Here is a 13281-nt window from a genome sequence, read left to right on the forward strand (position 1 = left end):
ATATACGATTTTACACTTCTAACTTCGTATATCGTATTTCCAACTTCTTATAATATACTTACTCCGTCCGGGTTTACTTTCGAAACGTGAATTTCATAAGGCAAATTGATTTCGTCATAAACGGCACTCATCGCTTTTGCTATTTTGTCGGCGGTTTCTTTTCCTTTGCTTAACGCAAAAATAGAAGGACCCGAACCGGATATTCCTGAACCCAAGGCTCCGTTTTCGTAAGCCGCTTTCTTGATCAAGTCAAAACCGGGAATCAACATGCTGCGAACGGGTTCGATGATTTCATCATGCAGGGAACGCCCAATCAATTCGTAATCATTCGTATATAATCCGGCGACTAATCCGCCCACATTTCCCCATTGGGTGATGGCACTTTTCAGGGAAACGGTTTGTTTCAATACCGAACGCGCATCCGAAGTTTTCAACTCGATTTGAGGATGCACCACGGTGGCATACAATTCCGAAGGACTGTCAATTTTGATGATGTCTAAAGGATTCGAACTTCTTACCAAGGTAAAACCGCCCAAAAGGCAAGGGGCAACGTTGTCGGCATGGGCATTTCCGCTGGCCAACTTTTCGCCCTGCATGGCAAATTTCACCAACTCTTTTCGGGTAAAAGGTCGTCCCAATAATTCGTTGATTCCAAAAACGGCTCCGGCCGAACTGGCTGCACTGCTTCCGATTCCGCTTCCCGCCTTGATGTGTTTGTAGATTTCGATTTCGAAACCAAATTCGGTTTCCACTTCTTCCAACATCGCCAAAGCAGCCACGCCAGACACATTGTTTTCGGTTTCCATTGGCAAATCCGCACCCACGATTTTGGTGATGCGAATGCCTTTTACATCGGATTTTCGAATAATCATTTCGTCTCCCGCAGTGGCCAAACACAATCCAAGAACGTCAAATCCGCAGGAAAGATTGGCAATGGTTGCAGGGCAAAATATTTTTATTTCATTCATAATTTATTGTTTTTGCCACGAAGGCACAAAGACACAAAGTTTTTTTGTCAGTTCCAAACTGAACACTGCGACTGAATACTGAAAACTATTTATATGTTTCCAATTCGGATTACGTCGGCAAAAATTCCGGAAGCCGTAACGGCTGCACCGGCACCGGCACCTTTTATCAACAAAGGTTGGTCAATGTATCGGTCGGTGTAAAATTGCACGATATTGTCTTTTCCTTCCAAATTATAGAACGGACTTTCTTTCGGGATAAATTCCAAACCAACGCTGGCTTTTCCGTTTTCGAAAGTGGCGACGTATTTCAAACGACAATCTTTTGCTTTTGCTTCTGCCAATAAATTCTCGAAATGGGCCGCATTTTTTATCAATGATTTGAAAAAATCTTCGTTGTTGGTTGTTGCCAAACATTCAGCCGGCAAGAATGATCTGTTGGCAATGTCTTCGATGTCGAATTGGTAACCGCTTTCGCGAATTAAAATCAAAATCTTTCTGGCAACGTCCACGCCGCTCAAGTCGATTTTTGGGTCAGGCTCCGTGAATCCTTGAACTCCCGCTTCTTTTACCACATCGTGGAAAGAATTGTTTTCGTCAAAATTGTTGAAAATAAAGTTCAAACTTCCTGACAATACCGCTTGTATTTTGTTCACTTTATCGCCTGAAGCAATCAAATGCTTCAAGGTGTCGATGATAGGCAATCCTGCACCCACATTGGTTTCAAACAAGAAAGGCGCATTGAATTGACGGGAAAGGTTTTTTAGTTTTTTGTAATTGTCGTAAGCCGATGAACAAGCAATTTTGTTGCAGGTAACCACGGCAACGTTTTGTTTCAAATATTGCTCATAAGTTTCGGAAACTTCTTGATTGGCCGTAATGTCCACGAAAATACTGTTGCGCAAATTGAGTGCTTTTACTTTTGCAATAAAAGCTTCCTTGTCGGCTGTTTCTCCATTTTTCAATAGCAATTGCCAGTCTTTTAAAGGAATTCCATCTTCGTCAAAAAACATTTTTCTGGAATTGGACACAGCCACAACTCTCAGGTTTATTTTTAGGTTTTCCTTCAGGAATTTCTTTTGTTGGCTGATTTGTTCGATGAATTTTTCACCCACGTTTCCAACTCCCATCACGAACAAGTTCAATTGTTTGGTGTTTTCCTCGAAGAAGTTTTCGTGAAGCGTGTTCAATGCTTTTTTGACGTCTCTTTCGTTGATGACCGCTGAAATGTTTCTTTCGGAAGCACCTTGCGCAATCGCACGGATGTTGACGTTGTTTTTACCCAAAGTGCTGAACATTCGACCGCTCAAACCTTGGTGGTTTTTCATGTTTTCGCCTACCAAAGCAATGATGCAAAGGTCAGTTTCCGCAATGCAAGGGTCGATTTTGTTTTGGGCAATTTCAACCGCAAAGGCTTTGTTGATGGCATTCTCTGCTTTTTCTGAATCGGAATTCAAAATTCCAATGCAAATAGAATGTTCTGACGAAGCTTGAGTAATGAAAATCACGTTGATGTTTTCCTGTGACAACACTTCGAAAAGTCTTTTGGAAGAACCGGCAACACCAATCATTCCTGAACCCTCCAGCGTGATCAAGGTAATGTTTTCGATATGGCTAATCCCTTTTACCGGATTGGTGTTGGATACCACTTTATCTGAAATCAATGTTCCTTCTGATTCTGGTTCGAAAGTGTTTTTGATTAGAATAGGAATGTTTTTTCTCAAAACCGGTTGAATCGTTGGAGGATACAATACTTTGGCACCAAAATGCGACAACTCCATTGCTTCTTGATAGGAAATGTTGGCAATAGGTTGGGCTTGTTTCACGATTTTAGGATTGGCGGTAAACATTCCGTTTACGTCAGTCCAGATTTCCAATTTGGTTGCGTCCAAGGCAGCAGCGATGATGGCGGCGGTGTAATCGGAACCTCCGCGTCCCAAAGTAGTGCCAATTCCGTCATTTGTTGCGGCGATGAAGCCTGGGATTACCACTATTTGCGCTTCATTCGAAGCAAAATAATCGGCAATTAATTCATTTGTAACATCAAAAATCACGGCAGCTTTGCCATAATTGTTGTTGGTTTTTATCAATTCACGGCTGTCTTTGTAACCGTAATTTTTGTCGTGTTGTTTGAAGGCTTCGGCAATGATGTAGGAAGACAATAATTCGCCAAAACTTAAAATGGTGTCTGAAGTTCTTGGGGATAATTCGCCAAGGAGAAAACAACCGTCCAACAAGGTTTCGAGGTGGTTGATAATTCTTTTGATGTGGCTCAAAGAACTGCTTTGCTCGCTAACGGGAATCAATTCCTTGATGGCATCCAGGTGTTTTTTCTCGATTTCGGCCACGACTTCCTTGAAATTTTCGTCGTTTGAAGCGGCTTTTTGGGAGGCGAGAACCAATAAATCAGTAACTTTGGTAAAAGCGGAAACAACCACAACCAGTTTGTCTTGTTTTGCTTTGTTGAGGACTATATCTAAAACGAGTTTAATATTTTGTGCATTGGCTACAGAAGTTCCGCCAAATTTTAATACTTTCATTTTGTTGTTTTTATTTAAAAATGCAAATGGTTTTTATACACCTATGAACTCTCTTCATTTAGAAAAAAGTACAAAAACTGGATTATATGTAAAAATGTATACCCCTAAAGGGTAGTAGTAGTTGTAGTAGTGGTGGTGGTAATAGCACAAACTGCCCAAGTTTGGGTAGTCATCGAAGAGTGATATGTGTTGCTGTTGTTTGCCATTTTGATTTTTCAAAAGTACAGTTTTTTACAAAACTACAAAACCTTTAGTCCTGTTTTTGCGAATATTTCAAAAAACACTAGGCTAAAAAAAGAATATGAATTATTTAACCTTTAAATTTTGCTTTTTAATATTGATTTATTGAATTTTGATCTCTCTAAAGCCTGTAGTTAAATGGATAATACACATTATATAAGTACTGAAGTTCTTTCCTTGGAAAGCTTGCAAAAAATTGTTTCGTATCATAAATCGCTGGCATTGTCCGATGAGGCGAGGGTTAATATTCAAAAATGCAGGGATTATCTTGACAAGAAAATGGCTTCGAAAACGAAACCCATTTATGGCATCAATACCGGTTTTGGCGCTCTTTGCAACGTTAAAATTTCCAAAGAAAACCTTTCAAAGCTTCAAGAAAATTTGGTTAAGTCGCATTCTTGTGGCACGGGAGACGAAGTGCCGACCGAGATTGTCAAATTGATGTTGTTGCTCAAGATTCAATCCTTGAGTTATGGTCATTCCGGGATTCAATTGCAAACTGTCGAGCGTTTGGTCGATTTTTACAACAATGATATTTTACCCATAGTTTATACCCAAGGTTCGCTTGGCGCTTCCGGCGATTTGGCTCCGTTGGCCCATTTAGCCTTGCCGTTATTGGGTGAGGGAGAAGTGAATTTTGAAGGAAAAAGAATCCATTCCAGCGAAATTTTGAAGCAATTTAATTGGGAACCCATCGTGCTTCAATCCAAGGAAGGCTTGGCTTTGTTGAACGGAACCCAGTTTATGAGTGCTTATGGTGCCCATATTTTGATGAAAGCCAACAAGTTTTCTTATTTGGCAGATTTGATAGGAACCATTTCCTTGGAGGCATTCGACGGAAGGATAGAACCATTCCACGAGTTGATTCATTTTATTCGTCCGCACAAAGGGCAAATCGTTACGGCCAATAGGGTGAAAGGATTTTTGGAAGGCAGCGAAATCATCAACCAAGAAAAAAAATATGTTCAGGATCCGTATTCCTTTCGATGTATTCCACAGGTTCACGGTGCTTCGAAAGACGCCATTGATTACGTCAAAAAAGTTTTCAAGACCGAAATCAATTCGGTGACGGACAATCCCAATATTTTTGTCGAAAGCGACCAGATTATTTCCGGAGGGAATTTCCACGGACAGCCTTTGGCTTTGGCCCTGGATTTTATGGCCATTGCCTTGGCGGAATTGGGCAGTATTTCCGAAAGGAGAACTTTTCAATTGGTGTCGGGTTTGCGAAATCTTCCCGCCTTTTTGGTGCATAATCCCGGTTTGAATTCGGGTTTGATGATTCCACAATACACGGCCGCGAGTATTGTCAGCCAGAACAAACAGCTGGCAACACCGTCCAGCGTGGACAGCATCGTGTCGAGCAATGGGCAGGAAGACCACGTGAGCATGGGAGCCAATGGCGCGACAAAAGCCTTGAAAGTGATGGAAAACCTGGAGCGTATTTTGGCCATCGAATTGATGAATGCTTCCCAAGCCATTGAATACAGGAGACCATTGGAGTCAAGTGATTTTATCGAAATGTTTTTGAAAGCCTATCGAGAGGAAGTTCCTTTGGTGGAAGAGGATCGAATCTTGCACTATGATATTGAGAAAACGATTACGTTTTTGAACAGTTTTGAAATAGAAGAGGATTTGTTAACAATTACTTAACATTAGCGTAAAATAAAGCAGTAATTTTGCTCCATAAAAAAAGATAAAATGTCAATAAATAGTATTTTTCAATTTTTGGTTCCAAAAGACAAAAAATTCTTTCCGCTTTTTGAGGAAGCATCTGCCAATTTAGTTCAACTAGCTTCCATTTTACACGAAGCCGTCAATCTTCCCTTGAAAGAAAGAAATGAACTTTTTTCGAAAATAGACGAATTAGAACAAAAAGGGGAAGATATCACGCGTCTCACCAATCTCGAATTGAGTAGAAACTTCATCACGCCATTCGACAGGGAAGACATTCACTCCTTGATTACTTCGATAGATTATGTTGCCGACAACCTTCATGGTGCAGCCAGTAGAATGCGTTTGTACCAAGTGGACAAGATCACGAAATCCATCCGAAAATTGACCGAAATTAATCTGGATGCCTGTCAGCATATTGATACTGCGGTTCAAGAGTTGAGAGATTTGATAAAAATGAAGAACATCACTTCTGCTTGTGCCAAAATCAGTAAACTGGAAGCTAAATCGGATAACGTTTACGATAAAGCCGTGGCCGATCTTTTTGAAAATGAAACCGATGCCAAGAACATCATCAAATACAAAGAAGTATTGTCAGTGTTGGAAACGGCAACCGACAAATGCAAAAGAGTAGCGAGTGTTTTAGAATCTATTTCTGTAAAACATTCGTAATAATTTCGAAAATTTTTCAATTTTTCAATTCAAATTATGGAATTTACTCTACTAATTGTCATTATAGTATTGGCTTTAATCTTTGATTACATTAATGGTTTTCATGATGCCGCCAATGCCATTGCCACTGTTGTTGCCACAAAAGTATTGACGCCTTTTCAAGCGGTACTTTGGGCTGCTTTTTTTAATTTTCTGGCCTATTGGGTTTTTGGTTTTGGCGTTGCCGATACTGTTGCCAAAACGGCCCATACGATGGAGATTAATCTTGTTGTCATACTTGCCGGTGTCATTGCGGCCATTTGTTGGAATTTATTGACCTGGTGGTTGGGTATTCCGTCCAGTTCTTCACATACTTTAATTGGAGGTTTTGCCGGTGCTGCCATTGCCCACGCCATCGTGGTTCACGGTTTCTCGGGATATGTTGCCGAAGATGGGACTATTGCCCACTGGTATGATATTGTGAGTTGGTATAAAGCAGGAAAGGATGGAGGCATGCCGTCTGGAGTTTTGATTATCGTTGCCTTTATTGTTTTGGCGCCATTATTGGGAGCCATGGCTTCTTATCTAATTTCTATTTGGCTGTTGAATGCTTCCAAGAAAAGTATTTTGCCCAAGTTGTTTACGATCGCTTTAATGATTGGCACAATTGTTTTTATTTACTCTCAAATGATTCCTTATGAAACCATTGTCAAAGACGGAGGAGAACCTCGTTTTGAGTCGTCTGTTTTTTGGAGTGTCGTATTTGAGGCGCACAACATAAAATGGTTTTTGGTAGGCTTTATCATATTGTCCATTTCACTATTTGCCTTGATATTTAGCAGCTTAAATTTGCATCAGGCTGATGGGGCTTTGAAGAAAATGCAATTATTGTCTTCGGCGGCTTTTAGTTTGGGTCACGGGGGTAACGATTCGCAAAAAGTAATGGGTATCATTGCAGCGGCAGTTGCTGTTTATATTCACACTAGTGGCGTGGCGCAAGAAACTTTGCCAGCTTGGCTGGATGTTGTTCTTCCTTCGGATGATGGTGCATTTAAAATGCCTGCTTGGATTCCGTTAGCTTGTTATTCTGCAATTGCTGCAGGAACATTGAGTGGTGGTTGGAAAATTGTAAAAACAATGGGTTCCAAAATCACGAAAGTATCATCCTTTGAAGGGGTTGCCGCCGAGACAGCAGGAGCTTTGACATTATATTTCACGGAACATTTCAAAGTGCCGGTGAGTACCACGCACACCATTACAGGTTCGATTATTGGAGTTGGTTTGACCAAACGTGTTTCGGCAGTTCGTTGGGGTGTAACGGTTAGTTTGCTTTGGGCTTGGGTATTGACGATTCCTGTTTCGGGATTGTTGGCCGCCTTTATTTATTATGTACTGAGTTTGTTTGTTTAAATAGAAACTTTTTTCATCAAAAAATCCCCTCAGCAGTTTTGTTGAGGGGATTTTTTTTGGCTGATTTGTCTTTAATAAGGACTTTTTGCTGTCTTTGCTCCAGCAGGAAGTTCAAACATTTTAGGGTCTAATTTTGTTGGTTTTACTTCCGTTGCAATGCTTTCCAAAGTGAATTGAGCCGTGTCAATTATTGATTTCAAAGGCAAGGATTTTGATTTTGACAAATAGTCGGCCCAGTTGCCAAATTTGTGCTTGACGAACAGTTTTGGATTTACCGACAGTTTGGTGTTGAAGTAATATTTTTGTACGCCACTTGTGCAGGTCAAAATCACTTCGTCACATTTGTAACCCAAAATTTCGATTACTTTTTTGTTGACTTCCACTTTTAAAACTTCGTCGCCTTGTATGCTGCCGTCATTCCAAAGCAGCGTTTCGGAATTGGCCATTTTGATGTACAGTTTATTGTCTGTATTGCTGTATTGTTGCCATTGCACAAAAGTTCCGTTTGTGACGGATTTATAATCTCCCCCTTTTATGAAATATTCTTGGGTCGCTCCCAGCATTGTCGACCATTGTTGATCCGTAATTTTTGTGTTTTTAGTTTTGTATGTGTTGGTGTACATTATTTTGCCTTCAAAATTTTGAGAGAATGTGGTTATTGTAAAAAATAATGCGGTTAGAATTAGAACTATTTTTCTCATTTGTGATGTTTATGGGTAGTTAATTAATCTGTTAAACTATAAAGTATTTTTTGGAAGTCGGCTTTGAATTTATTTTTGTTCTCTTTACCGGTGTACGATAAAATTTTATAGAAAGAAGTCTTTGTTTCTACGATTCCAACCAAATAATATATTTCTGTTTTGGCATCTTTATCATAATATGTCGCATCAAATTCAGCAAAACTCACATCTCCTTTTTTCTGGTATTCAGGATATGAAATAGTTCTTTTTTTTTCGTCTTTTAGAAAATCTTTGGCGAAATCTTCGCAAAAATCATTTATTGAAGTGTAGTTTAGTTCTGCCAATAATAATTCCTCTTTATTGTCTTCAATGACAAAGCCATAAACATCTTTTACGGTACTTTTAAATTGTATTATGGAGGAATCATTTAGACCAATCGTTTTGTTCATGTAGTCAGGTAAACTAATGGAAACAACGTGTCCAATTTTATATTCTTTGAGAGTTGTTTGAGCATAGTTGTTTGATGTTGTTAAAACTAAAATTAGCGTTAATGTTGCAATTATTCTTTTCATAAGTAAGTTAGTTGATTTTTTGAAAACCAAATGTAAAAAAAATCCTCAACTATTTTTGATGGCTGAGGATTAATTTTTAGTAGTATATTTTTTAATCTTTTCTCTTCAGAAACATGATTAAACCTAACACGCTAATTACCAAAATGGCTAATGCAACTATAACGGTTGTTAAATCTCTAACATTTTTGCCTGCCCAATCCATGAATAAAAACTTGTGAAAGATGGCAAAAGAATAGCCTTCAATCCTGTCTGAATTTTCTATGACTGCAGCCAGTCTTGAAGTGGATGTTTCAATGAAGTAAGTTGTTTCTTCGGGTGTGTCATACCCTAATTTTATGACTGGCAAACGTTTGTTGGCAAAACCATACTCCCGGCTTTCGAAGTCGGTTATAACTTTTGTTTCCAGCAAAGGAATGTTTTCAATTGACGGCTTGCTTTCCGTGTTACTGTCCATTTCGCAACAAGCTGGTTTTGCATCATCGTCACTGAAATACAAAGCCAGGAATTTGGCGTATTCCAAATCAAGATTTGGAGTTGTTTTGTTCGTTGTTGCGTTGATGTAAACCACTTCCGATTTTGGAATTTCTTTTTTATGCGATTCGGATTTTGAATGTGGTTTTGTGTCGTATTTGCTTTTGGCCAATGCCAATTGACATCTGTAATAAACGCTGTCATTTAAGGCAATGATACTCGTGTTCTCCAACCGATTCCAGTCTAAAGCAAGAATATTGTTTGGAGTCAGGATGTCTTTGGTTTCGAAAACTGGTTCATAAACCATTTTGTCCAAAATGTACGGATTCCATTTTGTGGTGGCGTGATAGGCACCGCTAAAAGCAAAGGTCAAGGTGAATATCGAAATCCAAATTCCGATTTGTCGGTGGTATTTTCGGAGTCCTTTTTTGGGCTCCAACCGATCTGTTTTTTTGAATTGTTTCCAAAACAGGCCATAGATCACGATTCCGCTCAAGGCAGAAAAAAAGATGATGGAAAGAAACAAAAACATCACGACAATGCGAATGCTGTTGTTGCCAATCCAATCTATAAAAGCCCAATTGTGGAAGGTGTCGAAAAACCATATATAAGCTTGTCTTGATTTTGGGTTGTAAGTGGCCAGCTTGCTGGAAGCCGTTTCCACATACACTTGCATTCCGTCCGGGCGATTGAAACTGGTTTTGTAAACGGGTAAATATCTGTTGACATATTTGTATTGCGAAGTGAATTCGGTGATGAATTCGGTTTTGTCGATGGTGTTTTTTTGGTCGTCCAAAAAGTATCGAGAAAGCCAATTGGCGTATTTTTGGTCTCCGTTTTCCAGTTTTTTTGCGGTTAAAGCATTGAAATAAACCAGTTCGTCTTTCGTGGTTTTTACTTGATAATAACTGGTGTTGTCAAACGAAACGATCCTGAAATTCTTGAACTCGGTTATCTTGTTTTTTTCTAAAACTTCTTGTAAGGATAGTGTCAGTTGGGTTTTGTCAATTGGTTTTGTTTCCAAGCGTTCGTTGGCGATGGTGGGCTTGAAAAAATGAGCCATAAACGGGTGCATTAATCCGGACAAGGTCCAGAATATCACTGGGATTATCGTGATAATCCCAATAATGCGATGCCAAGCGTATATTTTTTGCTTGATTTTTTTGACGAACTTGGAATCCTTCTTTTTTGAAGATTTTTTTTCTTTTGGTATGTTGCTCATTGTTGTTTTATTTTTAGCCACAGATTTAAATCCTTTAAATCTTTTTAATCTGTGGCTAATTTTGATTACTTTTTGAACGAAAAATTATATTGTAACCCAACCAAAAATGTTCTTGGTGCTGCAGCCAAGTAGGCAGGTTGTGACGTGGTTAGATTCCCCCTGGATACATTGTAAGCGTATAATTTGTCGGTAATGTTAATTATGTTTCCGTAAATTTCAATGCCTTTCCATTCGTAGCCTGCCCTGAAATTGAAAATATCGTAGCCCGTATATTTTACGGTGTTGACTTGGTCTTGGTAATAGCTTCCCACGGATTGCCATTCCAATGATGTCCTGAATTTTGGCAACCAATTCGGGTAATAACTTACTTCTGAATTGCCGGACCATTTTGGTGCATTGGGCATTTCTTTTCCATCCAGGTTTTGCAAAACATCCGTTGGTTTGTCCGAAACCTTGAAGTCGATAAAAGTGTGTTCCGCAACTGTGCCTCCAAAGCGGATGTTTAGTTGGTTGGAAAGCATTTTGTAATTTCCTCCAAATTCAATTCCCTTGTGTCTGGTTTCTCCAACAGAACGATAGTCGGTTGAATTGTCAGGTAGTTTAACGTTCAATAATTCGTTTTTGCCTTCCATGTAATACACGGCATAATCAAAAATTAATTTACCGTTTAACACTGCCAGCCAACCACCCATTTCATAGTTGTTGAAAGTTGCCGGTTCCAGGTTGTAATAGAACTCTGCCGGTTTTCCTGTTGTTCCGCCAGTTCCGGGTTTGGCCCTGAAAATTGAGGTTATTCCGGGAGGAGCAAATCCTTGGGCATAATTGGCGTAAATGCCGGTAAATTTGGCAGGATTATAGTTGATGCCCACTTTGAATGTAGGTTTGTCGTATATTTTTGTTCCCGTGGAATTGTCCAGAGCATTGTTGTAATTGACTTTCAGATTATCATAACGCGCACCGGCAGTTATAACCAATTTGTTAATTGGGTTGATGCTCATTTGCGCATAAGCCGCTTTGTTGAAAATATCGGCTGAATAATTGGCTAATTTCACGTCAGGTCGTTCAGCGGTAATTTCATAATAATTTACCGTTTGTTTTCCGGGAAGTCCGGGATTGAGATTGGCTTTCATTTCAAGCAAATACGCCCAATAGGTTACGGGAGAATAATCGTATAGTACTCCGCCAACAATTTTAGTGTTCAAGAAATCAAATTTTTGGGTGTGTTGGGCAATGGCTCCATAACTTTTGAAATTATTGGAATTGACTTCACCCGCTGCTTTTGTTGGGTTTATCGTAGGACTCCACTTGATTCCGTAGGAGGGATTTTGTCCTAATTTATTGTCACGGTAATAAGCAGTAATGTAGCTGCCGGCATTGTCGTTCCAATCGTGTTCCAATGTCAGTCTGGTGCGCAAAGCATCCGACTTTCTATAGGTAAAGTCGGACGTGCTTTTATAGTCTCGATTATAAAAATCAGTCTCGTTTACGCCACCACTCATATCCGAATAATACTGACCGTACATCGTGTTGCTTATCAGCCGTGTATTGGTGTTGATGTTGTAATCGATTCTGGCATTGATGTTGTCTTTTCTATAATCAGAAAAGGTCATCCAACCATTTTTTTGCAAGCTGGAAATTCCCGAAACATGAAAACCAACTTTGCCCACGGTTGCTCCTCCAGCGGCTTGAATTCGTCTATAACCCCATTGGTCAGCTTGGATTCCAAACTTGAATTCGGGATCAATTGATGGTTTTATCGAAATTAAATTTATTGTTCCACCCACGGCTTCAGGACCATATAATGAAGAGGCAGGTCCTTTTACCACCTCGATGTTTTGGAGATTGAATTGGTTGATTTCCAACAAGGCATTGTGGTTGAAAATTCCCATTGGTCGAATAGACAAACCATCTTCCAGATATAAATAATATGCATTGGTGGTCATCGGTTGGCGAATCGACATCATGTGTTGTTCATTGCCCAAGTTGACCATCAATACCCCGGGAACTTTATTGGCTATTTCATAAAGCGCCACTGCCTTGGTTTCATTGATGGTTTTTGCAGTTAGCTTGCTGATGGCCACAGGCGTTTCTTTGCGCAAGGTGGCAGTTCTGTTGGCCGTCACAAAAACTTCTTCCAGATTTTCGACTTTTGTGCTGTCTTTTTCAGACGTTGTATTTTTATTTTGGGAATTATGTTGCGCAAAAGTGACTTGCCCTAAAATCAATAGGGTAAGGACTGTTTTTTTCATTTAATTTGATGTAAATTATAAATACATAGGTTTTGTTTTCAAAGGCTAAATCCAATGAAAAGATGCATTTCAAAACTGTTGAAATGAAAAACTAATACTTATAATTAGGCGAGTGGTGGTCGGAAAATGGAAAATGGAATTGATTTTGGTTTTTCGCCAGTATGGGAAATCGAAATTCTGGTGCTTTGGATTAAATAAGAAGGTGCAACAGGATTTTCAGAAAAGGAATTTAGATATACCAATTCTTGTTTTTCTTTTAAATTCTCGGTTTCTTTCTTTTCTTTTTCAGCTGCTTTTTTGAGTTGTTTGGACAAGAAACAATGTCCATTACATTTGTTTTCTTTCATCTCTCTTTGAATGCACAAAGTTTTTACAATCTCTTCTTGATGTATCTTGAAATTCAAATAAATAAAAACATTGCCCAGTGAAGGCACCAGCAGCAGAATAGAAATTAGTATGGAATAGAAACGTTTCAGCTTTTATGATTTTATTACACGGCAAATCTACGAATAATATTTAGGTATAAATTATGATTGAAATCACAAATTAAAAATTCCCCAACTACTTTTCGTAATTGAGGAATCTTTTTATTCATGCAGTCTGCAAA

The 13281-nt window shown here is 39.2% G+C and carries 10 protein-coding genes; 3 read left to right on the forward strand and 7 right to left on the reverse strand.

From position 1 onward, the window contains the following. Positions 1-47: 47 nt before the first annotated feature. Positions 48-968 carry a homoserine kinase gene (locus tag BUC16_RS06065; protein ID WP_073368916.1) on the reverse strand — a complete coding sequence of 307 codons (921 nt, stop codon included), beginning with the start codon at positions 966-968 and terminating at the stop codon, positions 48-50. An 89-nt stretch (positions 969-1057) separates the two neighbouring features. Then, positions 1058-3505, reverse strand: a complete 2448-nt coding sequence (thrA, locus tag BUC16_RS06070) for a bifunctional aspartate kinase/homoserine dehydrogenase I (protein WP_073368918.1) — start codon at positions 3503-3505, stop codon at positions 1058-1060. A 378-nt stretch (positions 3506-3883) separates the two neighbouring features. Between thrA and hutH the strand changes: the two genes are divergently transcribed. The 3 genes from hutH to BUC16_RS06085 are packed head-to-tail and all read left to right on the forward strand — an operon-like array spanning position 3884 to position 7480. Then, positions 3884-5398, forward strand: coding sequence for a histidine ammonia-lyase (gene hutH, locus BUC16_RS06075; protein WP_073368919.1), 1515 nt, complete (start codon positions 3884-3886; stop codon positions 5396-5398). Between the two features lie 48 nt (positions 5399-5446). Beyond that, positions 5447-6091 (forward strand): DUF47 domain-containing protein, encoded by a 645-nt coding sequence (locus BUC16_RS06080; protein WP_073368921.1) that lies wholly within the window; start codon positions 5447-5449, stop codon positions 6089-6091. Between the two features lie 36 nt (positions 6092-6127). Further along, a complete protein-coding gene (locus BUC16_RS06085; RefSeq protein ID WP_073368923.1) occupies positions 6128-7480 on the forward strand; it encodes an inorganic phosphate transporter in 1353 nt (450 codons plus the stop codon). Between the two features lie 71 nt (positions 7481-7551). Here BUC16_RS06085 and BUC16_RS06090 read toward each other — a convergent pair whose 3' ends face one another. The 5 genes from BUC16_RS06090 to BUC16_RS06110 form a co-directional block, all read right to left on the reverse strand. Next, entirely contained in the window at positions 7552-8181 is a 630-nt protein-coding gene (locus BUC16_RS06090; RefSeq protein ID WP_073368924.1) for a hypothetical protein, read from the reverse strand. Between the two features lie 23 nt (positions 8182-8204). Then, positions 8205-8732, reverse strand: a complete 528-nt coding sequence (locus tag BUC16_RS06095; RefSeq protein WP_073368925.1) for a hypothetical protein — start codon at positions 8730-8732, stop codon at positions 8205-8207. A gap of 91 nt (positions 8733-8823) precedes the next feature. Further along, on the reverse strand, positions 8824-10425 hold the full coding sequence (locus BUC16_RS06100) for a PepSY domain-containing protein (protein WP_073368927.1): 1602 nt from the start codon (positions 10423-10425) through the stop codon (positions 8824-8826). A 65-nt stretch (positions 10426-10490) separates the two neighbouring features. Further along, positions 10491-12674: a TonB-dependent receptor gene (locus BUC16_RS06105; RefSeq protein WP_073368928.1), complete on the reverse strand. Its 2184-nt coding sequence runs from the start codon at positions 12672-12674 to the stop codon at positions 10491-10493. Positions 12675-12778: 104 nt separating this feature from the next. Beyond that, the gene (locus BUC16_RS06110) at positions 12779-13021 is read right to left on the reverse strand and encodes a hypothetical protein (protein ID WP_073368930.1); all 243 of its coding nucleotides are present in this window, start codon (positions 13019-13021) and stop codon (positions 12779-12781) included. Positions 13022-13281: the final 260 nt, after the last annotated feature.

Source organism: Flavobacterium fluvii (genome assembly GCF_900129545.1).
Classification (GTDB): domain Bacteria; phylum Bacteroidota; class Bacteroidia; order Flavobacteriales; family Flavobacteriaceae; genus Flavobacterium; species Flavobacterium fluvii.